At 69.8% G+C, this 23,510-nt stretch carries 22 protein-coding genes; 19 read left to right on the forward strand and 3 right to left on the reverse strand.

The window, feature by feature from the left end:
• The first annotated feature begins 1 nt into the window (after position 1).
• From hisS to OHB49_RS34110, 3 genes are all read left to right on the forward strand, one after another.
• The gene (hisS, locus tag OHB49_RS34100; protein ID WP_329164774.1) at positions 2-1,264 is read left to right on the forward strand and encodes a histidine--tRNA ligase; all 1,263 of its coding nucleotides are present in this window, start codon (positions 2-4) and stop codon (positions 1,262-1,264) included.
• Between the two features lie 359 nt (positions 1,265-1,623).
• Entirely contained in the window at positions 1,624-2,259 is a 636-nt protein-coding gene (locus OHB49_RS34105) for a vitamin K epoxide reductase family protein (protein ID WP_329164775.1), read from the forward strand.
• A gap of 66 nt (positions 2,260-2,325) precedes the next feature.
• Positions 2,326-3,699: a replication-associated recombination protein A gene (locus tag OHB49_RS34110; protein WP_030968749.1), complete on the forward strand. Its 1,374-nt coding sequence runs from the start codon at positions 2,326-2,328 to the stop codon at positions 3,697-3,699.
• A gap of 30 nt (positions 3,700-3,729) precedes the next feature.
• On the opposite strand, the gene OHB49_RS34115 is transcribed toward OHB49_RS34110, so the two are convergent.
• A complete protein-coding gene (locus tag OHB49_RS34115) occupies positions 3,730-4,431 on the reverse strand; it encodes a DUF2470 domain-containing protein (RefSeq protein ID WP_030968751.1) in 702 nt (233 codons plus the stop codon).
• A 188-nt stretch (positions 4,432-4,619) separates the two neighbouring features.
• Here OHB49_RS34115 and rpsD point away from each other — a divergent pair, with 188 nt between their 5' ends.
• The gene (rpsD, locus tag OHB49_RS34120) at positions 4,620-5,234 is read left to right on the forward strand and encodes a 30S ribosomal protein S4 (RefSeq protein WP_030918857.1); all 615 of its coding nucleotides are present in this window, start codon (positions 4,620-4,622) and stop codon (positions 5,232-5,234) included.
• A gap of 17 nt (positions 5,235-5,251) precedes the next feature.
• On the opposite strand, the gene OHB49_RS34125 is transcribed toward rpsD, so the two are convergent.
• Positions 5,252-7,465 carry an ATP-binding protein gene (locus OHB49_RS34125; protein WP_329164777.1) on the reverse strand — a complete coding sequence of 738 codons (2,214 nt, stop codon included), beginning with the start codon at positions 7,463-7,465 and terminating at the stop codon, positions 5,252-5,254.
• 163 nt (positions 7,466-7,628) lie between these two features.
• Between OHB49_RS34125 and OHB49_RS34130 the strand changes: the two genes are divergently transcribed.
• From OHB49_RS34130 to nusB, 14 genes are all read left to right on the forward strand, one after another.
• Positions 7,629-8,078, forward strand: coding sequence for a DUF948 domain-containing protein (locus OHB49_RS34130; protein ID WP_030968755.1), 450 nt, complete (start codon positions 7,629-7,631; stop codon positions 8,076-8,078).
• A 7-nt stretch (positions 8,079-8,085) separates the two neighbouring features.
• Positions 8,086-8,454, forward strand: a complete 369-nt coding sequence (locus OHB49_RS34135; protein WP_329164778.1) for a DUF6167 family protein — start codon at positions 8,086-8,088, stop codon at positions 8,452-8,454.
• Positions 8,454-11,123 carry an alanine--tRNA ligase gene (gene alaS, locus OHB49_RS34140; protein ID WP_329164779.1) on the forward strand — a complete coding sequence of 890 codons (2,670 nt, stop codon included), beginning with the start codon at positions 8,454-8,456 and terminating at the stop codon, positions 11,121-11,123. Before OHB49_RS34135 ends, alaS begins: the two co-directional genes overlap by 1 nt.
• A gap of 17 nt (positions 11,124-11,140) precedes the next feature.
• On the forward strand, positions 11,141-11,605 hold the full coding sequence (gene ruvX, locus OHB49_RS34145; protein WP_030918871.1) for a Holliday junction resolvase RuvX: 465 nt from the start codon (positions 11,141-11,143) through the stop codon (positions 11,603-11,605).
• A gap of 95 nt (positions 11,606-11,700) precedes the next feature.
• On the forward strand, positions 11,701-13,494 hold the full coding sequence (mltG, locus tag OHB49_RS34150; protein WP_329164780.1) for an endolytic transglycosylase MltG: 1,794 nt from the start codon (positions 11,701-11,703) through the stop codon (positions 13,492-13,494).
• On the forward strand, positions 13,491-14,321 hold the full coding sequence (locus OHB49_RS34155; protein WP_329164781.1) for a shikimate dehydrogenase: 831 nt from the start codon (positions 13,491-13,493) through the stop codon (positions 14,319-14,321). The genes mltG and OHB49_RS34155 overlap by 4 nt, the downstream gene beginning before the upstream one ends.
• A 159-nt stretch (positions 14,322-14,480) precedes the next feature.
• Positions 14,481-14,891 (forward strand): serine/threonine protein kinase, encoded by a 411-nt coding sequence (locus OHB49_RS34160; RefSeq protein ID WP_329164782.1) that lies wholly within the window; start codon positions 14,481-14,483, stop codon positions 14,889-14,891.
• A 241-nt stretch (positions 14,892-15,132) separates the two neighbouring features.
• Positions 15,133-16,317, forward strand: coding sequence for a chorismate synthase (aroC, locus tag OHB49_RS34165; protein ID WP_030968769.1), 1,185 nt, complete (start codon positions 15,133-15,135; stop codon positions 16,315-16,317).
• Complete coding sequence (gene aroB, locus OHB49_RS34170; protein ID WP_329164783.1) at positions 16,314-17,960, forward strand: 3-dehydroquinate synthase; 1,647 nt, start codon at positions 16,314-16,316, stop codon at positions 17,958-17,960. Before aroC ends, aroB begins: the two co-directional genes overlap by 4 nt.
• Positions 17,957-18,397, forward strand: a complete 441-nt coding sequence (gene aroQ / locus OHB49_RS34175; RefSeq protein ID WP_313936329.1) for a type II 3-dehydroquinate dehydratase — start codon at positions 17,957-17,959, stop codon at positions 18,395-18,397. Before aroB ends, aroQ begins: the two co-directional genes overlap by 4 nt.
• A gap of 138 nt (positions 18,398-18,535) precedes the next feature.
• A complete protein-coding gene (locus OHB49_RS34180; RefSeq protein ID WP_329164784.1) occupies positions 18,536-19,369 on the forward strand; it encodes a Pro-rich N-terminal domain-containing protein in 834 nt (277 codons plus the stop codon).
• Between the two features lie 112 nt (positions 19,370-19,481).
• Positions 19,482-20,588 carry an aminopeptidase P family protein gene (locus OHB49_RS34185; protein WP_030968777.1) on the forward strand — a complete coding sequence of 369 codons (1,107 nt, stop codon included), beginning with the start codon at positions 19,482-19,484 and terminating at the stop codon, positions 20,586-20,588.
• A 49-nt stretch (positions 20,589-20,637) separates the two neighbouring features.
• Positions 20,638-21,204, forward strand: coding sequence for an elongation factor P (efp, locus tag OHB49_RS34190; RefSeq protein WP_030918902.1), 567 nt, complete (start codon positions 20,638-20,640; stop codon positions 21,202-21,204).
• Positions 21,205-21,206: 2 nt separating this feature from the next.
• On the forward strand, positions 21,207-21,638 hold the full coding sequence (nusB, locus tag OHB49_RS34195) for a transcription antitermination factor NusB (protein WP_030968779.1): 432 nt from the start codon (positions 21,207-21,209) through the stop codon (positions 21,636-21,638).
• A 507-nt stretch (positions 21,639-22,145) separates the two neighbouring features.
• Here the strand turns inward: nusB and bldD are convergent.
• Positions 22,146-22,646, reverse strand: coding sequence for a transcriptional regulator BldD (bldD, locus tag OHB49_RS34200; protein ID WP_014157378.1), 501 nt, complete (start codon positions 22,644-22,646; stop codon positions 22,146-22,148).
• 197 nt (positions 22,647-22,843) lie between these two features.
• Between bldD and pyrR the strand changes: the two genes are divergently transcribed.
• A complete protein-coding gene (gene pyrR, locus OHB49_RS34205; protein WP_267006215.1) occupies positions 22,844-23,428 on the forward strand; it encodes a bifunctional pyr operon transcriptional regulator/uracil phosphoribosyltransferase PyrR in 585 nt (194 codons plus the stop codon).
• The last annotated feature ends 82 nt before the right edge of the window (positions 23,429-23,510 follow it).

Here is a 23,510-nt window from a genome sequence, read left to right on the forward strand (position 1 = left end):
CGTGAGCACCTTCAAGGCCCCCAAGGGCACGTACGACCTGACCCCGCCCGACTCCGCGAAGTACCTCGCGGTGCGCGAGGCGCTCTCCGCACCGCTGAAGAACTCCGGCTACGGGTACATCGAGACGCCCGGCTTCGAGGACGTCGCGCTCTTCTCGCGTGGAGTCGGTGAGTCCACCGACATCGTGAGCAAGGAGATGTACACCCTCACCACCAAGGGCGGCTCCGAGCTGGCGCTGCGCCCCGAGGGCACCGCGTCCGTGCTGCGTGCCGCACTGGAGGCCAACCTCCACAAGCTCGGCAACCTGCCCGTCAAGCTCTGGTACTCCGGCTCGTACTACCGCTACGAGCGCCCGCAGAAGGGCCGCTACCGGCACTTCTCGCAGGTCGGTGCCGAGGCGATCGGTGCCGAGGACCCGGCACTGGACGCCGAGCTGATCATCCTGGCCGACCAGGCGTACCGCACGCTGGGCCTGCAGAATTTCCGGATCCTGCTGAACTCGCTGGGCGACAAGGAGTGCCGTCCCGTCTACCGGGACGCGCTCCAGGAGTTCCTGCGCGAGCTCGACCTGGACGAAGACACCCGCCGCCGCATCGACCTCAATCCGCTGCGGGTCCTCGACGACAAGCGCCCCGAGGTGCAGAAGCAGCTGGTCGGCGCACCGGTCCTGCGCGACTACCTGTGCGACGCATGCAAGGCGTACCACGAGGAGGTCCGCGATCTGCTGACCGCGGCGGGTGTGGTGTACGAGGACGACGAGAAGCTCGTCCGCGGCCTCGACTACTACACCCGCACCACCTTCGAGTTCGTCCACGACGGACTCGGCTCGCAGTCGGCGGTCGGCGGCGGCGGCCGCTACGACGGCCTGTCCGAGATGATCGGCGGCCCGGCGCTCCCGTCGGTCGGCTGGGCGCTGGGCGTGGACCGTACGGTGCTCGCGCTGGAGGCCGAGGGCATCGAGCTCGAACTGCCCTCGTCCACCAGCGTCTTCGCGGTGCCGCTCGGCGAGGAGGCCCGCCGGGTGCTGTTCGCCAAGGTGACGGAGTTGCGCCGAGCGGGCGTCGCCGCCGACTTCGCGTTCGGCGGCCGCGGTCTCAAGGGCGCGATGAAGAGCGCCAACCGGTCCGGCGCCCGCTTCACCGTCGTCGCGGGCGAACGTGATCTCGCCGACGGCGTGGTCCAGCTGAAGGACATGGAGTCGGGTGAGCAGCAGGCGGTCGCGCTCGACGCGCTGGTCGCCGAGGTCCAGCAGAAGCTGGCCTGATCCACTGTCTCCGACTGTGCCCGCCCGGTCCGCCGGGCGGGCACAGTGCGTTTACAGCCCCCGTGCCGTCAACTCCGCGGGAGCCGGTTCATCCTGGCCGGCGAGAAACACGGCGGTCCACGGTGGAAGCCGGGGGCGGCGCTCCGACGTGGCTGCCCGCCGTCCGTAATGCCTGGGCAGGCCCCGTACGGCCGCCACCGGTTCGGTCATGGCGTGGAGTGGCTCACGAGAGCCGCGCGTCCCCTGCCGCCCGTGAGTGCGTCCCTCCGTACGCCTTTATGCCCATCGAACGGATGGCAGATGAGGTGGTGCGGCACAATGACCATGCCCAGCAGGCCACTCACTGATGGAACGGCGATATGACGACTGCAGCGGTTGACCATCCCTCCTCGGACCAGGACGAGGACGGCCGGAAGCGGACCATCGGCGGCAGTCGCGCGTTCGCACTGCTGCTGGTGATCACGGGCGCCGCCGGTCTCCTCGCCGCCTGGGTGATCACGATCGACAAGTTCAAGCTGCTCGAGGACCCCAGCTTCACCCCGGGCTGCAGCCTCAACCCCGTGGTCTCGTGCGGCAACATCATGAAGAGCGAGCAGGCGTCCGCCTTCGGGTTCCCGAACCCGATGCTGGGACTCGCCACCTACTCCGTCGTCATCGGCATCGGGCTGGCCCTGCTCGCCGGCGCCCGTTTCCGCGGCTGGTACTGGCTCGGCCTCAACGCGGGCACACTGTTCGGCGTCGGCTTCTGCACCTGGCTGCAGTACCAGTCGCTGTACAACATCAACTCGCTCTGCCTGTGGTGCTGCCTGGCCTGGGTCGCGACGATCTTCATGTTCTGCTACGTCACCACGCACAACATCAAGCACCGGATCGTGCCCGCGCCGAACTGGCTGCGCAACGGACTGACGGAGTTCCACTGGGTGCCGCCGGTCCTCTGGGTGGGCATCATCGGCATGTTGATCCTGACCCGCTGGTGGGACTTCTGGACCAGCTGACCGTCCGCGCCGGGAGCGGGCACCGGCCCGGCCGGGCTGTCAGTGCCGTGACATAGGCTTCAAAACGTGGAGCCCGACCTCTTTACCGCAGCCGCCGAAGACCGCCAGGAGAAGGACCCGTCCAGCAGCCCCCTCGCTGTCCGGATGCGCCCTCGTATCCTCGACGAGGTCGTCGGCCAGCAGCATCTGCTGAAGCCGGGCTCGCCGCTGCGCCGCCTCGTCGGCGAAGGGGGCGGCGGGCCTGCCGGCCCGTCGTCGGTGATCCTCTGGGGCCCGCCCGGCATCGGCAAGACGACTCTGGCGTACGTGGTCAGCAAGGCCACCAACAAGCGCTTCGTCGAGCTCTCCGCGATCACCGCGGGGGTCAAGGAAGTACGGGCCGTCATCGAGAGCGCCCGCCGCGCCACCGGCGGCTACGGCAAGGAGACCGTCCTCTTCCTCGACGAGATCCACCGCTTCTCCAAGGCCCAGCAGGACTCACTGCTGCCGGCGGTGGAGAACCGCTGGGTGACGCTCATCGCTGCGACGACCGAGAATCCGTACTTCTCGATCATCTCGCCGCTTCTGTCGCGCTCGCTGCTCCTGACCCTCGAATCGCTCACCGACGACGATCTGCGCGCCCTGATGCGCCGCGCCCTGACCGCCGAGCACGGCCTCGGCGGGGCGGTCACACTGCCCGAGGACGCCGAGGCCCATCTGCTGCGCATCGCGGGCGGTGACGCGCGCCGCGCGCTGACGGCGCTGGAGGCCGCGGCCGGTGCGGCGCTCGCCATGCAGGAGAAGGAGGTCACCCTCCAGACGGTCGAGGCGACCGTCGACCGGGCGGCCGTGAAGTACGACCGGGACGGCGACCAGCACTACGACGTGGCGAGTGCCCTGATCAAGTCGATCCGCGGCTCCGACGTGGACGCGGCGCTGCACTACCTGGCCCGGATGATCGAGGCGGGGGAGGACCCGCGGTTCATCGCCCGGCGGCTGATGATCTCCGCCAGTGAGGACATCGGCCTCGCCGACCCGACGGCGCTGCCCACAGCGGTCGCCGCCGCCCAGGCCGTCGCCATGATCGGCTTCCCGGAGGCGGCGCTCACCCTCAGCCACGCCACGATCGCGCTGGCGCTCGCCCCCAAGTCCAATGCGGCGACGCTGGCGATCTCCGCCGCCCAGGAGGATGTGCGCAACGGCCTGGCGGGCCCGGTCCCGGCGCATCTGCGCGACGGCCACTACAAGGGGGCCGCCAAACTGGGCCATGCGCAGGGCTACGTCTATCCGCACGATGTCCCCGGCGGGATCGCGGCGCAGCAGTACGCCCCGGACGCGGTGGCCGACAAGCGCTACTACCGGCCCACCCGGTACGGCGCCGAGGCGCGCTATGCGGATGTGGTGGACCGGGTCCGCGAGCGGCTGGGCCGCGGTGGTTCCGACGACGCGACGGACGCCTGACGCTCCTCCTCCGGACGGTGGGGCACCCGTTCAGCGTGCGGCCGCTTCGAACAGTGTGTGCATCGCGTGGCGCAGTCCGGTGACGTCGCGCACCGGCTCGGGGAATTCGAAGCGTGCGTCGAAGCACCGCCCGTCGGCCTCGCAGAAGCGCACCCGCAGCCCGTGCCGGTCGAGCGCGACCGGCACGACCGAGGGCCGGTGGGCCGCGCAGCTGCCGTCCGCCCGCTCTCCCAGCAGCCCGCACAGCAGCGCCACCTGTTCGCCGTGCGCCGCGTGCAGATGCTGCAGCAGCTCCGCCTCGTGGGCGACGAGCGGGTCGGCGGCGGCGTCCCGGAATTCCTCCGGTTCGACGTCCTGGGCGCCCCACAGATCGTCGACGTACGCCTCACCGGTCTCCAGCCGCAGCATCATCCGTCCGGGCCCGGCCATGCCCGGTACGGAGGTGAGCCATCCGGAGATCCAGCCGCGGCCACGGATGCGGTGCGGTACGGAGACCGGTGCGACGTCCGTGATCTCCAACACGGCGGTCAGTTCGTCGTCCTGGGCGCGCGTGGCGGCCCGTACGGCCGGGGAATCGGCGGGAAACTCGAGGAACAGATCGCCCTCGGGGCCTACGCTGCGGTCCAGCGGCACCAGCTGGTCGAAACCGGCTGTGGTCAGCCCGGGGATGAGCAGTACCGCCGAACAGGTACTCTGTACGAGAGTTCGTGTGCGCTCGGCTGCTGACGGCATCCGAGTGTTTTCAAGCCCGCTGGGACGCGGCTGACCACGATCTGATCGGTCCTCCGTCGTATCGACGCCCTCGATGGCGTCGACGCTGTCAGTGCTGTCCGTGACGTGTGTGGTGTTCCCAGGGCGAGACATGCGATCTCCTTGAGTAAGGTGAGCCTAACCTAACCCACAACGGAGGTCTGGAGAACGTGCCTAATCAGTCGCGTCCCAAGGTCAAGAAGTCTCGTGCGCTCGGCATCGCCCTGACGCCGAAGGCCGTCAAGTACTTCGAGGCCCGCCCCTACCCGCCGGGCGAGCACGGCCGTGGCCGCAAGCAGAACTCGGACTACAAGGTCCGTCTGCTCGAGAAGCAGCGTCTGCGCGCCCAGTACGACATCAGCGAGCGCCAGATGGCGCGCGCCTACGACCGCGCCAAGAAGGCCGAGGGCAAGACGGGCGAGGCGCTCGTCGTCGAGCTCGAGCGCCGTCTCGACGCGCTGGTCCTGCGTTCGGGCATCGCCCGCACGATCTACCAGGCCCGCCAGATGGTCGTCCACGGCCACATCGAGGTCGACGGCCGCAAGGTCGACAAGCCGTCCTTCCGCGTCCGTCCCGACAACATCGTGATGGTCCGCGAGCGCAGCCGCGACAAGCACCCCTTCCAGGTGGCCCGCGAGGGTGGTTACGCCCCCGACGGCGAGACCCCGCGCTACCTGCAGGTGAACCTGAAGGCCCTGGCCTTCCGCCTGGACCGGGACCCGAACCGCAAGGAGATCCCGGTGATCTGCGACGAGCAGCTCGTCGTCGAGTACTACGCCCGCTGATCCAGGCGTAGCCGCTCTCACCAGCGCTCAGGCCCGCCCCTCCCCGAAGCCGGGGAGGCGGCGGGCTTCCGCGTTCTGCCGTCCGGGGCCGGTACGGGACCACGCCGCTGTGCCTTCACGCCGGGACGGTCCACGGGCCGGCACGCCAGCGCCCGTGCCACCGCCGCGTCCGGATCCAGCTGTGCACCCGCCCGCCGACCCGATTCGTACCGTGCGTCGCCCAGCTCCCGCCGTGCCAGCCGCTCGCACTCCGCCCGGGGCCTGCCGTAGTACGCCGAACCGAACAGCGGCAGCCCCACCGACGGCCAGATCCGCTCGGCGGCCCCCTGCAGCACCGCTGCCTCCGCCGCATCCCCCTCGACCGCCGTGACCAGTGCCAGCAGTTCCATGGCAAGGACGGACCCGAGCAGGTCATGGAAGGTGTGGCCGATCGCCAGGGACTCCCGGAGCAGTTCCCGGGCGCACTCCGGCCGCCCCTGCTGCAGCTGCGCGTAGGCCAGCACGAAGAGCGCGTAGGAGAGTGCCCACCGCTCCCCGCGGTCCTCGCAGACCTCCCTGACCTCCTGGCAGATCTCCGCAGCGGCCTCCAGGTCCCCGCGGAACCCGACCGCCATCGCCAGTTCGATCTGGGCCATCAGCACATTGCTGTTCAACTCGCCGAGGTCCCGGTAGCGCCTCAGGGCGTCCTGCAACAGTTCCTCCGCGCGGACCATGTCGTCCGTGACGAGGGCCAGACATCCCGTGCGGTGCACCGCGTAGGCCTGGGCCGTCGCGTCACCGGTCCGGTCCGCCTCCTCCCGGCACTCGTGCAACGCGGAGATCGCACCGACCGCGTCCCCCTGCAGCACGGCCACATACCCGAGCACCCACAGCGCCTTGAGCCGGGAGGGTTCGTACGGCGTCTCCTCCTCCAGTACGTGGTTCAGCCAGTGCCGCCCCTCCGAGAGGCGCCCGCAGCCGACCCAGAGGAACCAGAGCGTGCCCGCCAGGTACTGCGCGAGATGGGCCTCGTCCGGGCACTCCAGCGAACACTCCATCGCCTGGCGCAGATTGGGCAGTTCGCTCTCGGCCCGGGCCGCGACCTCGCCCTGCCGTGGGCTGAACCAGTCGAGCTCGCACCAGGTGGCGAGCCCCAGGAACCAGTCCCGGTGGCGCCGTCGTAACCGGTCCGTGTCGCCGGTGGCGGCCAGCCACTCGGCGCCGTACTCGCGCACCGTGTCCAGCATCCGGTAGCGGGTGCCCACCGCCGAGTCCTCGCGCAGCACCACGGACTGCGCCAGCAGCCCCGTCAGCACATCGAGCACCGACTCGGCCGGCAGCTCGGGGCTGCTGCAGATGTACTCGACGGCCTCCAGATCGAACTGCCCGGCGAATACCGACAGCCGCGCCCACAACAGCCGCTGCTCCGGGGCGCACAGCTCATGGCTCCAGCCGATGGCCGTACGGAGCGTCTGGTGGCGTGCCTGCGCGCTGCGGCTGGCACCGGTCAGCAGCCGGAAGCGGTCGTCCAGGCGCTGCAGCACCTGTTCCGTGGACAGGGCGCGAAGCCGTCCGGCGGCCAGTTCCAGCGCGAGCGGGATCCCGTCCAGCCGACGGCACAGCTCCCGCGCCGATCCGCGGTTGTCCTCCGTCAGCCGGAACCCCGGGCACACCGCCGCGGCCCGTTCCGCGAACAGCGTCATCGCGTCCTCTTCGGCCATCGGCGCTAGCGGATAGGTGACCTCACCGTCCAGCTCCAGGGGCCGCCGTCCGGCGGCCAGCACCCGCAGCTGCGGGGCCCTGCGCAGCAGCGCGCACACCAACTCGGCGCAGGCGTCGACAAGATGCTCGAAGCCGTCGATGACCAGCAGGAGCCGGCGTCCGGTGAGATGTTCGAGAAGTGTCGTGCGGGGCGGGCGACCGGTGTGATCGGTGAGTCCCAGCGCATCGATCACGGCATGTTCCAGCAGCCCGGGGTCGTGGACGGCGGACAGCTCCACCAGCCGGACCCCGTCGCAGTACCGTTTCTCCAGGAGAGCCGCAGCCCGGACGGCACATCGGGTCTTCCCCACGCCACCCACCCCGACCACGGTGACCAGTCTCGATTCCGTCAGCAGACGGCCCAGGTCGGCCAGCTCCTCGTCACGTCCCACGAATCGGTTCAGTTCCGCCGGGAGATTGCCACGGGCCGTGGTGCCCGGGCTCGGAGCGTCGGGGGAGTCGTCCGGGGAGGGGCGCTGGGAGCGTCGCATGAACACGCAGAGTACTGGCCCGGCAGCTCTCCGTACAATCTCCTTTGTGCAACTCCCGATCCCCCCATCCCCAATGCGGTAGGGGGCGCGCCCCCCGGCGCGATAGGGTCGGGAGACGACGATTCGACAAGCCAGGGAGCGGTGCAACGTGTCCGGTGGAGAGGTGGCCGGGATCCTGGTGGCCGTCTTCTGGGCGATCCTGGTCTCGTTCCTCGCCGTCGTCCTGGTGAGGCTGGCCCAGACGCTCAGGGCAACCACCAAGCTCGTGGCGGAAGTGACCGAACAGGCCGTTCCGCTGCTCGCCGACGCCTCCGCGACGGTGCGCTCCGCGCAGACCCAGCTCGACAAGGTCGACGCGATCGCGACGGACGTCCAGGAGGTCACCTCCAACGCCTCGGCGCTCTCCACCACCGTCGCATCGACCTTCGGCGGACCACTGGTCAAGGTGGCCGCGTTCGGCTACGGAGTGCGGCAGGCCATCGGCCGCCGGACCTCCTCGGAAGCCGAACCGGCCCGCCGGGCGCCGCGTCGCACGGTGATCGTCGGCCGTACGGTGCCGTCCGCGAGGGCCAAGAAGCGCGGCGGCAGAAGCTCCCGCGGATCGAAGGACTGACGCAGCGATGTTCCGCCGTACGTTCTGGTTCACCGCCGGCGCAGCCGCCGGTGTCTGGGCCACCACCAAGGTCAACCGGAAGCTCAAGCAACTGACCCCCGAGAGCCTGGCGGCGCGTGCCGCCGACAAGGCGATCGAGGGAGGTCACAAGCTCAAGGACTTCGCCCTGGACGTCCGCGACGGCATGGTCCGGCGCGAGGCCGAGCTGGGGGAGGCGCTGGGCCTGCAGGCACCGATCGACCCCGAGCTCCCGGTACAGCGTCATTTCGCGGTCGAGGCGGCCGAGCCCGCCCCGGCCGCAGACGCCACCGCCCACCGCAAGCTCCCCTACAACTCGTACAACGACAACTCGTACAACCGGAATGAGGACCACTGATGGAGTCGGCTGAAATTCGTCGCCGCTGGCTGAGCTTCTTCGAGGAGCGCGGGCACACCGTCGTGCCTTCGGCGTCGCTCATCGCGGACGACCCGACTCTGCTGCTGGTCCCCGCGGGCATGGTCCCCTTCAAGCCGTACTTCCTCGGCGAGGTCAAGCCGCCCGCCCCGCGCGTCACCAGCGTGCAGAAGTGCGTGCGTACGCCCGACATCGAAGAGGTCGGCAAGACCACCCGGCACGGCACCTTCTTCCAGATGTGCGGGAACTTCTCGTTCGGCGACTACTTCAAGGAAGGCGCCATCAGCTACGCCTGGGAGGCTCTCACCACCTCCGTGGCGGACGGCGGCTTCGGTCTCGACCCCGAGCGACTGTGGATCACGGTCTACCTCGACGACGACGAGGCCGAGCAGATCTGGCGCGACAAGATCGGCGTCCCGGCCGAACGCATCCAGCGTCTGGGCAAGAAGGACAACTTCTGGTCCATGGGCGTCCCCGGCCCGTGCGGCCCCTGCTCCGAGATCAACTACGACCGCGGCCCCGAATTCGGTGTCGAGGGCGGCCCGGCCGTCAACGACGAGCGCTACGTGGAGATCTGGAACCTGGTCTTCATGCAGTACGAGCGGGGCGCCGGCGACGGCAAGGAGGACTTCCCGATCCTCGGTGACCTGCCGTCCAAGAACATCGACACCGGCCTCGGCCTCGAGCGCCTCGCGATGATCCTGCAGGACGTGCAGAACCTGTACGAGATCGACACCTCGATGGCCGTCATCGAGAAGGCCACCGAGCTGACCGGGGTGCGCTACGGCGAGAACCACACCTCCGACGTCTCGCTCCGGGTCGTCACCGACCACATGCGTACATCCGTCATGCTCATCGGCGACGGTGTCACCCCCGGCAACGAGGGCCGCGGCTACGTCCTGCGCCGCATCATGCGCCGCGCCGTCCGCAACATGCGTCTCCTCGGCGCCACCGGGCCGGTCGTCGCCGAGCTCGTCGACACGGTCATCAAGTCGATGGGTCAGCAGTACCCGGAGCTGATCACCGACCGCAAGCGCATCGAGACCGTCGCGCTCGCCGAAGAGGCCGCCTTCCTGAAGGCGCTCAAGGGCGGCACCAACATCCTCGACACCGCCGTCACCGAGACCAAGGCCGCCGGCGGCAAGGTCCTCGCCGGCGACAAGGCGTTCCTGCTCCACGACACCTGGGGCTTCCCGATCGACCTCACCCTGGAGATGGCCGCCGAACAGGGCCTCGCCGTGGACGAGGACGGCTTCCGCCGCCTGATGAAGGAGCAGCGGGACCGTGCCAAGGCCGACGCCAAGGCCAAGAAGACCGGTCACGCCGACCTGTCCGCCTACCGCGAGGTGGCCGACAAGTCGGGCTCCACCGAGTTCACCGGCTACACCTCCACCGAGGGCGAGTCGACGATCGTCGGCCTCCTCGTCGACGGGATCTCCTCGCCCGCCGCCACCGAGGGCGACGAGGTCGAGGTCGTCCTCGACCGCACGCCGTTCTACGCCGAGGGCGGCGGCCAGCTCGCCGACCAGGGCCGGATCCGGCTCGACACCGGCGCCGTCATCCAGGTGCGCGACGTCCAGCAGCCGGTCCCGGGCGTCTCCGTGCACAAGGGCACGGTCCAGGTCGGCGAGGTGACGGTCGGCGCCACCGCCTACGCCGCGATCGACACCACCCGCCGCCGCGCCATCGCCCGCGCCCACAGCGCCACGCACCTCACGCACCAGGCGCTCCGTGACGCCCTCGGCCCGACGGCCGCCCAGGCCGGTTCGGAGAACTCGCCGGGCCGCTTCCGCTTCGACTTCGGTTCCCCCGCCGCCGTCCCCGGCACGGTCCTGACCGACGTGGAGCAGAAGATCAACGAGGTCCTCTCCCGGGAGCTCGACGTCCAGGCCGAGGTCATGTCGATCGACGAGGCCAAGAAGCAGGGCGCCATCGCCGAGTTCGGCGAGAAGTACGGCGAGCGGGTCCGGGTCGTCACCATCGGCGACTTCTCCAAGGAGCTCTGCGGCGGTACGCACGTCCACAACACCGCTCAGCTGGGTCTGGTGAAGCTGCTCGGCGAGTCGTCCATCGGCTCCGGCGTGCGCCGTATCGAGGCCCTCGTCGGCGTCGACGCGTACAACTTCCTGGCCAAGGAGCACACGGTCGTCGCCCAGCTCCAGGAGCTGGTCAAGGGCCGCCCCGAGGAGCTTCCTGAGAAGGTCTCCGCCATGCTCGGCAAGCTCAAGGACGCCGAGAAGGAGATCGAGAAGTTCCGCGCGGAGAAGGTTCTCCAGGCCGCCGGCGGACTCGCCGACTCCGCCAAGGACGTACGCGGTGTCGCCCTGGTCACCGGACAGGTGCCGGACGGGACGTCCGCCGACGACCTGCGCAGGCTGGTCCTCGACGTCCGGGGCCGCATCCAGGGCGGCCGCCCGGCCGTCGTGGCGCTGTTCACCACGGCCAACGGCCGCCCGCTCACCGTCATCGCCACCAACGAGGCCGCCCGCGAGCGTGGCCTCAAGGCCGGTGACCTGGTCCGTACGGCTGCCAAGACCCTCGGCGGCGGTGGCGGCGGCAAGCCGGACGTCGCCCAGGGCGGCGGCCAGAACCCCGCCGCCATCGGCGAGGCCGTCGCCGCTGTCGAACGCCTCGTCACCGAGACGGCGTGACGGCGGAAGTGACCCAGATGCGCCGTGGACGTCGCCTCGCGATCGACGTCGGGGACGCCCGGATCGGGGTCGCCTCGTGCGACCCCGACGGGATCCTCGCCACGCCGGTGGAAACCGTGCCGGGACGCGACGTCCCGGCCGCCCACCGGCGGCTGGGGCAGATCGTCGAGGAGTACGAGCCCATCGAGATCATCATCGGTCTGCCCAGATCCCTGGGTGGCGGTGAAGGGCCCGCCGCGGCCAAGGTCCGGCTGTTCGCCCAGGAGGTCGCCCGCTCGGCCGCACCCATTCCGGTGCGATTGGTGGACGAGAGGATGACCACAGTGACCGCGAGTCAGGGACTGCGCGCCTCGGGTGTGAAGTCCAAGAAGGGCCGGTCTGTCATCGATCAGGCTGCCGCTGTGGTGATCCTCCAGAACGCTCTGGAGTCGGAGCGGGCGTCAGGTAAAGCTCCGGGCGAAGGCGTCGAAGTGGTTGTCTGATCGCGATACGGTAACGTTCCGCGCGATGCGGCGGTGTTCGAACAAACACCGCACAGCAAAGAGGCGGAAGTTCGTCTCGCGGCTCTAGGGGATCGATGACTGAGTATGGCCGGGGCCCTGGCTCCGAACCGTGGCATCCCGAGGATCCCCTCTATGGGGACCAGGGATGGGACGGCCAGCAGGCTGCCCACGGCCAGAGCCAGTACGGCGGCCCGCAGCAGTCCTATCCGCAGGACCCCTACGCCCAGCAGCCGCAGCAGATGTACCCCCAGCATCAGCAGCACCAGCAGTACGGCTCGCCTCAGGACCCGTACGCGCAGGACCCGTATGCGCAGCAGCGGCAGCCGCAGCAGCACGACCCTTACGCCCAGGACCCGTATGGGCAGCAGCAGCCGCAGCAGCAGCCGCATGACCCGTATGCCCAGCAGGCTCCGCAGCACCAGCAGTACAACGGTGGCTGGGACACCGGTCAGCAGCCCGCGGCGATGCCGCCCTACGACGGCCAGGCGCAGGACGCGTACGGGAACCGGCAGGGTGGCTACGGCGCATCGCACGACCCCTACGGCACTCCCGAGGCGTACCCGCCGCCGCAGCCCCCGGGCCGGCGTGAGGCCGCGCCCGAACAGGCCCCACCGCGTAACCCCGACTGGGACCCGGACGAGCCCGAGGAGGAGACGCACCCCTTCTTCACGGGCGTCGACGACGACCGCGATGTCCGGCGCCCCCGTGACGACGATGACGAGTACGACGACGACCCGCGTGAGTCGCGCAGAGGCGGCGACAGCGAACGCCGCGGCAAGGGCAAGAAGAAGAGCCGCAACGGCTGCGCCTGCCTCGTCGTCTCCCTGGTCCTCGCCGGCGGTCTCGGCGGCGCGGCCTACTTCGGCTACACGTACTGGCAGGAACAATTCGGCCCCGCACCCGACTACTCGGGCCAGGGCTCCGGCAGCGTCGAGGTGGAGATCCCGAAGCTCGCCCTCGGCAACGAGATCGGCAACATCCTGAAGGAGAAGGGCGTCGTCAAGAGCGTCGACGCCTTCGTCGCGGCGCAGACCGAGAACCCCAAGGGGAAATCGATCCAGGCCGGCGTCTATGTCCTCAAGGAGCACATGTCCGCGGCCGAGGCCGTGAAGATGATGCTCGACCCTAAGAGCCAGAATCTGCTGATCATTCCTGAGGGCACGACCAACAGGAACGTCTACAAGATGGTTGACACGAAGCTCGGCCTCAAGGCCGGCACCACCAAAGACGTAGCCAAGAAGAACGTCGGCGATCTCGGGCTGCCGGACTGGGCCGATGACGACCCGGTCGTCGACGACCGGCTGGAGGGCTTCCTCTATCCCGCGGCCTACCCGGTCACCAAGGAGATGAAGCCCGAGGCCGTCCTCAAGAAGATGGTCTCCCGGGCCAACCAGGAGTACGGCAAGGTCGACCTGGAGTCGAACGCCAAGAAGCTGGGCCTCAAGAACCCCTGGCAGCTGATCACGGTCGCCAGCCTCGTTCAGGCCGAGGGCAAGTACAAGCACGACTTCGACAAGGTCGCCCGGGTCGTCTACAACCGGCTCAAGCCCAACAACACCGAGACCTACGGACTGCTGGACTTCGACTCCACCGTGAACTACGCCAAGGCCCAGAGCACCCTGGACACGGGCCCGGTGGCGGACCTGCGGAAGTTCAAGGACCCGTACAACACGTACTACGTCCACGGGCTGCCGCCGGGTCCCATCAACAACCCCGGCGAAGCGGCGCTTCACTCGGCGATCAAGCCCACTCCCGGGCCTTGGTACTACTTCGTGTCCGTGACCGCGGACAAGACCGTGTTCGCGGTCACCAACGAAGAGCACGAGCGCAATCGCAAGAAGTACGAACAGGAGAAGTCGGGTCAGTGAGCACCATCCGACGGGCGGCCGTCCTCGGCTCGCCCATCGCCCACTCGCTCTCCCCGGTCCTGCACCGGGCCGCGTACGCGGAACTGGGTCTCGACCACTGGTCGTACGATCGCTTCGAGATCGACGAGGCCGCGCTCCCCGGGTTCGTCCAGGGGCTCGACTCCACGTGGGCCGGTCTTTCACTGACCATGCCGCTCAAGCGCGCGATCATCCCCCTGCTGGACTCCGTCAGCGAGACCGCGTCGTCGGTGGAGGCCGTCAACACGGTCGTCTTCACGGAGGACGGTCGACGGATCGGCGACAACACCGATATTCCAGGGATGATCGCGGCCTTGCGGGAACGCGGCGTGGACCAGGTGGAATCCGCGTCGATCCTCGGTGCGGGGGCTACCGCCTCATCCGCACTGGCGGCGCTTTCCCACGTCTGTACCGGTCCTGTCACCGCCTACGTACGCAGTGCCACCCGTGCTGCGGAGATGCGAGGCTGGGGCGAGAGGCTCGGTGTCGAGGTGCGCACTCTGGAATGGAGCCTGGCCGTTCGGGCCTTTGATGCCGAGTTGGTGATCGCTACGACTCCGGCGGGTGCCACGGATGAGCTGGCGGGCGCCGTTCCGGGCACTGCCGGTGTCTTGTTCGACGTTCTGTACGAGCCCTGGCCGACGGCTCTGTCCTCTGCGTGGCCGGGTCGAGGAACGGTCCTCGGGGGCATGGACCTCCTGGTGCATCAGGCCGTGCTTCAGGTCGAACTCATGACGGGCTGTGTTCCCGCACCGCTGCGTGAGATGAGAGCAGCCGGTGAACGTGCTCTCGAAGGGCTCAGGGATTAGTTTCGGTCGCAGTCCGGCCGATTTGATGTGAGCAGATCAATTCAGGTTGTCGGACTGCTACGTTCTCCCGTCGTGGAGCCGGTGTTGATCACATCGGCCAGGAGGGGAGAGATTGTGCGCACGTTGGTGAGCCGCGGGCTTACGGTGTCGGTAGCTGCCTTGAGCACGCTGATCGCTGGTACGGGTGTGGCCAGCGCATCGAGTCCCGCGGACAAGGCTGTGGCCGCTTGTGGGTCCAGTTACTACGTCCAGCGGCAGCAGTCGATGGGACTGGGGCAGAACACAACTGTATTCCTGCTGTACAGCGCCTCGACGCGCAACAACTGTGTGGTCACCGTGAAACACGAGAACGCGGGCGCGTACTACGGAACGGCGACCGGTCTCGGCGCGGGAATCCAGGCGGAGGGCGGGGCCTGGAAGAAGGACGACGGGGACTACAAGTACTACGCAGGTCCTGTGTATCTGAGCGCGGCCGGCCAGTGCGTTCGCTTCTGGGGACACTACGAGGAGATCGGGGCCTCCAGCATCCGGGACTGGTATCACACCAGCACCTTCGGTAATTGCGGCTGACGACAAGAGCACCGAGGACCCGGCCACCCTATGCGGGGCCGGGTCCTCGGTGCTCCGTCGGAGCCGCCTCCTCCGGCCGGGTTTCAGGTACCTGGTGCATCCAGGCCACGTCTTCGAGCGTCCGACAGCTGGTACGCCGATCAGATCCACCTCCCGGGCATGGGAGGATCAAAGGCGGCGGGCCAGGGCCGCGCACCCGGTCGCGCCGTTGCAGTTTCAGGCGCGAGCATGAGGAGCACCGTTGAGCAGGTTGCGCTGGCTGACCGCAGGGGAGTCGCACGGCCCCGCACTGGTGGCGACGCTGGAGGGTCTTCCCGCCGGCGTCCCGATCACCACGGAGATGGTGGCGGACGCACTCGCCCGGCGGCGGCTCGGCTATGGCCGCGGCGCTCGGATGAAGTTCGAGAAGGACGAGGTCACCTTCCTCGGCGGGGTGCGCCACGGGCTCACCATGGGCTCCCCGGTCGCCGTGATGGTGGGCAACACCGAATGGCCCAAGTGGGAGCAGGTCATGTCGGCCGACCCGGTCGACCCCGACGAACTGGCCAAGCTGGCCCGTAACGCCCCGCTGACCCGCCCGCGCCCCGGCCACGCCGACCTCGCGGGCATGCAGAAGTACGGCTTCGACGAGGCCCGGCCGATCCTGGAGCGCGCCAGCGCCCGGGAGACCGCGGCCCGGGTGGCGCTCGGCGCCGTCGCGCGGTCGTACCTCAAGGAGACCGCGGGCATCGAGATCGTCAGCCACGTCGTCGAACTGGCCGCGGCCAAGGCGCCCTACGGTGTCTACCCCACGCCCGCCGACGTCGAGAAGCTCGACGCCGACCCGGTGCGCTGCCTCGACGCCGCCGCGAGCAAGGAAATGGTCGCCGAGATCGACCAGGCCCACAAGGACGGCGACACCCTCGGCGGTGTTGTCGAGGTGCTCGCGTACGGCGTGCCGGTCGGCCTCGGCTCGCACGTGCACTGGGACCGGCGTCTCGATGCCCGTCTCGCCGCCGCTCTCATGGGCATTCAGGCCATCAAGGGTGTCGAGGTCGGCGACGGCTTCGACCTGGCCAGGGTCCCCGGCTCGAAGGCACACGACGAGATCCTGGTCACCGAGGACGGCATCAAGCGCGCCTCCGGCCGTTCCGGCGGCACCGAGGGCGGTCTGACCACCGGAGAGCTGCTGCGGGTCCGCGCCGCGATGAAGCCCATCGCGACAGTGCCGCGCGCGCTGGCCACCGTCGACGTCGTCACCGGGGAGCCCGCCAAGGCGCACCACCAGCGCTCCGATGTCTGTGCCGTGCCGGCCGCCGGGATCGTCGCCGAGGCGATGGTCGCGCTGGTCCTGGCCGACGCCGTCGCGGAGAAGTTCGGCGGCGACAGCGTCCCCGAGACCCACCGCAACGTCCAGTCGTACCTCGACCACCTCCAGATCCGATGAGCGGCCCGTTGATCGTCCTCGTCGGCCCGATGGGCGTCGGCAAGTCCACGGTCGGTGAGCTCCTCGCCGACCGGCTCGGCACCACCTACCGGGACACCGACGCGGACGTCGTGGCCACGGCGGGCAAGCCGATCTCGGAGATCTTCTACGACGAGGGCGAGGAACACTTCCGCGAGCTGGAGCGAGAGGCGGTACGCGCCGCGGTCGCCGAGCACACGGGCATCCTGTCGCTCGGCGGCGGAGCCGTACTCGACGAGACGACCCGCACCCTGCTCGCCGACCACGCGGTCGTCTATCTCTCGATGGACGTCGAAGAGGCCGTCAAGCGGGTGGGGCTGAACACCGCGCGCCCGCTGCTCGCCGTCAACCCGCGCCGACAGTGGCGCGAGCTGATGGACGCCCGCCGCCATCTCTACACCGAGGTGGCCAGGGCGACCGTCGCCACCGACGGGCGCACCCCCGAAGAGGTCACCCAAGCGGTCCTCGACGCACTGGAACTGCCGGAGCGCGCGGGCGACCCCGCGGCGCCCGGCCGGGAGAACACACACATGACGGACCAGGGACCCACGCGCATCCAGATCGCCGGCAGTGCGGGCACCGACCCGTACGAGGTGCTGATCGGCCGGCAGCTGCTCGGCGAACTGCCGTCGCTCATCGGCGACCGCGCCCAGCGGGTCGCGGTCCTGCACCCCGAGGCGCTCGCCGAGACCGGCGAGGCGGTCCGTCAGGACCTCGCCGACCAGGGGTACGAGGCCATCGCGATCCAGCTGCCGAACGCCGAGGAGGCCAAGACCGTCGAGGTCGCGGCGTACTGCTGGAAGGCGCTCGGCCAGACCGGCTTCACCCGCACCGATGTGATCGTCGGCGTCGGTGGCGGCGCCACCACGGACGTGGCCGGGTTCGTCGCGGCGACCTGGCTGCGCGGGGTGCGCTGGATCGCCGTACCGACGACGGTGCTCGCCATGGTCGACGCGGCGGTCGGCGGCAAGACCGGCATCAACACCGCCGAGGGCAAGAACCTCGTCGGCGCCTTCCACCCGCCGGCCGGGGTGCTCTGCGACCTCGCCTCCCTCGACTCGCTGCCCGTGCACGACTACGTCAGCGGGATGGCCGAGATCATCAAGGCCGGTTTCATCGCCGACCCGGCGATCCTCGACCTGATCGAGTCGGACCCTGAAGGTGCCCGTACGCCCGCCGGACCGCACACCGCCGAGCTGATCGAGCGCTCCATCCGGGTGAAGGCCGAGGTCGTCTCCAGCGACCTCAAGGAGTCCGGTCTGCGCGAGATCCTCAACTACGGTCACACCCTCGGCCACGCCATCGAGAAGAACGAGCGCTACAAGTGGCGCCACGGCGCGGCCGTCTCCATCGGGATGGTCTTCGCCGCCGAGCTCGGCCGCCTGGCCGGCCGCCTCGACGACGCCACCGCCGACCGGCACCGGGCGATCCTGGAGTCGGTCGGACTGCCGCTCACCTACCGCGGTGACCAGTGGCCCAAGCTGCTGGAGAACATGAAGGTCGACAAGAAGTCCCGCGGCGACCTGCTCCGCTTCATCGTCCTCGACGGCCTGGGCAAGCCCACCGTCCTGGAGGGCCCCGACCCGGCCGTGCTGCTCGCCGCGTACGGGGAGGTGTCGGCGTGACCCGCAGGGTCTTCGTGCTCAACGGGCCGAACCTCGGCCGGCTCGGATCCCGTGAGCCCGATGTGTACGGAGCGACGTCGTACGCCGGACTCGTCGAGACCTGCCGGGCGCTCGGCAAGGAGCTCGGCTTCGACGTCGACGTCCGGGAGACCAACGACGAGGGCGAGCTGATCCGCTGGCTGCACGAGGCAGCGGATGGTTCGATTCCGGTCGTTCTGAACCCGGGAGCGTTCACCCACTACTCGTACGGAATGCGGGACGCGGCCGCGCAGCGCACCGCCCCGCTGATCGAGGTGCACATCTCGAACCCGTACGCACGGGAGGAATTCCGCCACACCTCCGTGGTCGCACCGGTCGCCACGGGGACCGTGGCCGGATTCGGCATCGGCTCCTACCGCCTCGCGCTCCGCGCCCTCGCGGACGAACTGACGGACTGACAGGCCGCGTACCGGTCGGCCGGACCCGGCCGACGGGCACTCCGTACCGTCCCCGACCGTTGCCTCTGTGGCGGCCGGGGACGGTACGGTTGCCGTTCCACCAGCGCCAGTTGCCTGTACGAGACGGAGTGGCACCGGATGCAGCACGCAGTGGGGGCCCCGCTGCCGCCGCCCCAAGGACCCGGAAACGGACCTGCCGGCTGGACGCACCAGGCCCAGCACCCCGGACACCCCGGTCCGCCGGGGCCCCCGCCCCCGCCGGCACCCCAGGGCCAGGGCCAGGGCCAGGGCTGGTCCGGGCCCGCCCCGCACCACGCCCCCGCGCCCGTCTCCCGGGAGACCACCGGGCACGTCCAGCTGCCGCCAGGTGGTCCCGTCCCGCTGCCCGCGCCACCCGCCGAGCCCGGCACGGGCACGGCGACGCTCGCCGTCCTCCTGATCGGTCCGGCGGGCGCGGGCAAGACCACCGTGGCCAAGCTGTGGGCCAGCCGCCGCCGGGTCCCCACGGCGCACGTCAGCCTCGACGACGTCCGCGAATGGGTCTGCTCCGGCTTCGCCGACCCGCAGGCCGGGTGGAACGACCACTCGGAGGCCCAGTACCGGCTGGCCCGCCGCACCTGTGGCTTCGCCGCCCGCAATTTCCTGGCCAACGGCATCTCCTGCATCCTCGACGACGCGGTGTTCCCCGACCGCCCGGTCGTCGGCCTCGGCGGCTGGAAGCGCCATGTGGGCCCGGGACTGCTGCCCGTGGTGCTCCTCCCCGGCCTGGAGATCGTGCTGGAGCGCAACGCCGCCCGCAGCGGCAACCGCCGGCTGTCGGACGAGGAGGTCGCCCGGATCCACGGCAGGATGGCGGGCTGGTACGGCTCGGGGCTGCCGATCATCGACAACTCGACCTACGACGTGGAGACCACGGCCCGCGTCCTCGACGACATACTCGCCCGCTCCATAGCCAGCCCGCCCGCATGGTGACGGCCCGGCGGGTCCCGGTTCCGCACACCTGAGCGCGGGCCCCGGCCTGCGGCGGCCCCCGGTCGGATGCGCTGACCGGGCAGCCCGGCGCTCCCGCTCGTAGGCTCATGGCATGTCAGAGGTGTACACCGTCCGCCGCGCGCTGCTGCGGGACCGGTGCGCCGCCGTCGGATCCGCGGCCGCTCTGGTCTCCCGCCCCGCGAACGTCCGCTACCTCGCGGGCGGGGCGCCCCCGGGCGCCGTGCTGCTGCTCGGCCCCGACGAGGACGTCCTGGTCTGCCCCCGAGCGCCGACCGGCGATCCCGTCCAGGGGCGCACCGACGACGAGTTGCGGCTGGCCCTGCTGCCCGCCTCCGACGGCGATCCGGTGGTCGCAGCCGCCGACCTGGCCACCTCCTCCGGCGCGGAATCGCTCGCCGTGGAGGAACACGATCTGACCGTGGCCCGCCACCGGGCCATGCACGCGGTCGCCCCGCGGCTCCGGCTGGCCGACCTCGGCGCCACGGTGGAGCAGCTGCGCGTCGTCAAGGACGAGGAGGAGATCGCCTGCCTGCGGATCGCTGCCGAGATCACCGACCAGGCACTCGGTGAACTCCTCGAATCGATCCTCGTCGGCCGCACCGAACGCCATCTCGCACTGGAACTGGAACGGCGGCTGGTGGACCACGGCGCCGACGGGCCCGCCTTCTCGACCTCCGTCGCGACCGGACCCAACTCGGGCCAGGGCCGTCACCGGCCCTCCGACCGGCGGGTGGAGGAGGGAGATTTCCTCTCCGTCTGCCTCGGCGCGAACTATCGCGGCTACCGGTGCGAGATCGGTCGTACATTTGTCATCGGGACCGCGCCGGCCGCCTGGCAGATCGACCTCTACGACCTGGTTTTCGCCGCTCAGCGGGCCGGACGCGAGGCCCTGGTCCCCGGCGCCGCGTACCGCGATGTGGACCGCGCGGCCCGCCATCTCCTGGACTCCGCGGGCCACGGCGACGGCCTCGCGCCCTCGACCGGGCACGGGGTGGGGCTCGAAATCGACGAGGACCCGCAGCTGGCACCGGCAGCCATGGGTAAACTGGACGCTTGTGTGCCGGTCACCGTCGAACCGGGAGTTCACCTCCCGGGCCGGGGCGGGGTCCGGATCGATGACACGCTCGTCGTGCGCCCCGAGGCGGACGGCGGACCCGAGCTACTCACCATTACGACCAAGGAGCTGCTCGCGCTCTAGCGCGCATCCTTGGTTGTCCACCAGCTTCAGTCCAGGAGATTCCGCAACCGTGGCTTCCACGAACGACCTCAAGAACGGCCTGGTGCTCAAGCTCGACGGAGGCCAGCTCTGGTCCGTCGTCGAGTTCCAGCACGTCAAGCCCGGCAAGGGCCCGGCTTTCGTGCGCACCAAGCTCAAGAACGTGCTGTCCGGCAAGGTCGTCGACAAGACGTTCAACGCCGGCGTGAAGGTCGAGACGGCCACCATTGACCGCCGCGACATGCAGTTCTCGTACATGGACGGCGAGTACTTCGTCTTCATGGACATGGACACGTACGACCAGCTCATGGTCGACCGCAAGGCTGTCGGCGACGCCGCCAACTTCCTGATCGAGGGCTTCACGGCCTCCGTCGCCCAGCACGAGGGCGAGGTGCTCTACGTCGAGCTGCCGGCCGCCGTCGAGCTGACCATCCAGCACACCGACCCGGGCGTCCAGGGCGACCGCTCCACCGGCGGCACCAAGCCCGCCACGCTGGAGACCGGTTACGAGATCGGCGTCCCGCTCTTCATCACCACGGGTGAGAAGATCAAGGTCGACACCCGCACGGGCGACTACCTCGGCCGGGTGAACAGCTAACCGTGGCTGCTCGGAACACGGCCCGCAAGCGAGCCTTCCAGATCCTCTTCGAGGCCGACCAGCGCGGTGAGTCCGTGCAGACGGTCCTCGCGGACTGGGTGCGGCTCTCGCGGTCCGACACCCGTCAGCCCCCGGTCACCGAGTACACGATGGAGCTCGTCGAGGGGTACGCGCAGTACGCCGACCGGATCGACGACCTCATCATCACCTACGCCGTGGACTGGGAGATCGACCGCATGCCGGTCGTCGACCGGAACATCCTGCGGCTCGGTGCGTACGAGCTGATCTGGGTGGACGGGACGCCGGACGCGGTGGTGATCGACGAGGCGGTCCAGCTCGCCAAGGAGTTCTCCACCGATGACTCCCCGTCCTTCGTGAACGGGCTGCTGGCCCGCTTCAAGGACCTCAAGCCGAACCTTCGCCGGGAGTCGTAGCTTCTGGCGGAGTTCAGCCCACGAAGGGCCCACGGTCGCACGACCGTGGGCCCTTCGGCGTGCTACTCCCGGGCGAGGCGGGGTGCGGTGCCCCGGTACGGGGTGGGTGTCCTCGTCCTCGATCACCGGACGGCTTCGACAGGTGCGCCGGCCGCCCCGGTACGGCGCTGCGCCGCCACGCGGTGCGGTAGTGGGTGGTCCGGAGCCCCTCCGGGGGCCGGACCGGCAGCCGCGCGTCTGCGGCGATTCGTTCTTCCGGGGGTGAGGGGCAAGTGGCAGAGCAAGTGATGCAGAGGTGGGGCCGTTCGGGGGAGTCCCCGACCTCGTGAGCCGGCACACGTGCGGGGTACGCGCTCGATCCCGTCCGGCGATCGAGGACGGAACCCTCGACCCGGACCCGGGCCCGGGCACCGGCAGCGGGCAACAAAAAACGCCGGGATGCCCGGGGCCCAAATGGGGACCCGGCCAACCCGGCGTTACGTTTCTTCGGAGCTTCAGACCCGCACGTCAGCCCTCGTCGTGGGCGACCGCGCGGCGCGCGTCCGCATCCAGGACGCCCCAGCTGATCAGCTGCTCGGTGAGCACGGACGGCGACTGGTCGTAGATCACGGCCAGGGTGCGCAGGTCGTCCTGGCGGATCGAGAGCACCTTGCCGTTGTAGTCACCGCGCTGGCTCTGGATCGTCGCCGCGTAGCGCTGCAGCGGTCCGGCCTTCTCCGGCGGGACGTGGGCGAGGCGCTCCAGGTCCAGGACAAGCTTCGGCGGCGGCTCGGCGGCCCCGCCGGGCGTCGTACCGGGCAGAAGCTCCTGCACCGGGACACCGTAGAAGTCCGCCAGCTCGGCGAGACGCTGTACGGTCACGGCACGGTCGCCGCGCTCGTACGAACCGACCACGACGGCCTTCCAGCGGCCCTGGGACTTCTCCTCCACACCATGGAGGGAGAGGCCCTGCTGGGTGCGGATGGCACGGAGCTTGGCCCCGAGCTGTTTTGCGTATTCGCTGGACATAAGGCTCCCCGGACGAAGTCTGGTAACTCACTGTGAGGTTACGCAGCGTTACTTGGATGCGTCAAGCCGAATGGTCCGCACCGGCACCTCCCGGGATTGTGACCAAGGCTCCGTGCAAGGCCTGGTAACGTTGATGAAGCAAATTTCGACGTCCTTTAAGGTCCGTCCAGTGAGGCGGAGAAGGAGGTCCGTTTCTTATGGACGCACAGCACGAAGCCACCGGCAATGCGGCACGCCCCGTTCTCGAGGCTCCCGACATCGCTCGAGTACTGACCCGAATCGCCCACGAAATCGTCGAACGCGCCAAGGGCGCCGACGATGTGGTGCTCCTCGGCATCCCGACACGAGGCGTCTTCCTCGCCCGTCGGCTGGCCGACAAGCTCGAAGAGATCACCGGCCGCAAGGTGCCGGTCGGCTCCCTCGACATCACCATGTACCGCGACGACCTGCGGCTGCGCCCGGCGCGCGCCCTGGCCCGCACCGAGATCCCCGGCGAGGGTATCGAGGGCCGACTGGTCGTCCTGGTCGACGACGTGCTCTTCTCCGGCCGTACGATCCGCGCCGCGCTCGACGCGCTCGGCGACATCGGCCGCCCCCGCGCGGTGCAACTCGCGGTCCTTGTCGACCGCGGCCACCGCGAACTCCCCATCCGCGCCGACTACGTCGGCAAGAACCTCCCCACGTCGCTGCGGGAGACGGTCAAGGTCCAGCTGGCCGAGGAGGACGGCCGCGACGCCGTGCTGCTCGGTGTCCAGCAGACCGCCCCGGCGGGCGCGCAGTAGCTGCACTCACCCGTACGGCCGGCATCCGGTCGTACGACAGCTTCCGCACGCCCGCATGCCTGAACCCTCCAGCCACCCGGAG

The sequence above is a fragment of the Streptomyces sp. NBC_01717 genome, from assembly GCF_036248255.1.
Taxonomy (GTDB): Bacteria; Actinomycetota; Actinomycetes; order Streptomycetales; family Streptomycetaceae; genus Streptomyces.

Bases quoted from the DNA above. Each gene is read 5' to 3' on its own strand.
- OHB49_RS34105 (WP_329164775.1), top strand. From the start codon at position 1,624: ATGACGACTGCAGCGGTTGACCATCCCTCCTCGGACCAGGACGAGGAC.
- OHB49_RS34115 (WP_030968751.1), bottom strand. From the start codon at position 4,431: ATGCCGTCAGCAGCCGAGCGCACACGAACTCTCGTACAGAGTACCTGT.
- OHB49_RS34125 (WP_329164777.1), bottom strand. From the start codon at position 7,465: ATGCGACGCTCCCAGCGCCCCTCCCCGGACGACTCCCCCGACGCTCCG.
- OHB49_RS34135 (WP_329164778.1), top strand. From the start codon at position 8,086: ATGTTCCGCCGTACGTTCTGGTTCACCGCCGGCGCAGCCGCCGGTGTC.
- alaS (WP_329164779.1), top strand. From the start codon at position 8,454: ATGGAGTCGGCTGAAATTCGTCGCCGCTGGCTGAGCTTCTTCGAGGAG.
- ruvX (WP_030918871.1), top strand. From the start codon at position 11,141: ATGCGCCGTGGACGTCGCCTCGCGATCGACGTCGGGGACGCCCGGATC.
- mltG (WP_329164780.1), top strand. From the start codon at position 11,701: ATGACTGAGTATGGCCGGGGCCCTGGCTCCGAACCGTGGCATCCCGAG.
- aroB (WP_329164783.1), top strand. From the start codon at position 16,314: ATGAGCGGCCCGTTGATCGTCCTCGTCGGCCCGATGGGCGTCGGCAAG.
- OHB49_RS34180 (WP_329164784.1), top strand. From the start codon at position 18,536: ATGCAGCACGCAGTGGGGGCCCCGCTGCCGCCGCCCCAAGGACCCGGA.
- OHB49_RS34185 (WP_030968777.1), top strand. From the start codon at position 19,482: ATGTCAGAGGTGTACACCGTCCGCCGCGCGCTGCTGCGGGACCGGTGC.
- bldD (WP_014157378.1), bottom strand. From the start codon at position 22,646: ATGTCCAGCGAATACGCAAAACAGCTCGGGGCCAAGCTCCGTGCCATC.
- pyrR (WP_267006215.1), top strand. From the start codon at position 22,844: ATGGACGCACAGCACGAAGCCACCGGCAATGCGGCACGCCCCGTTCTC.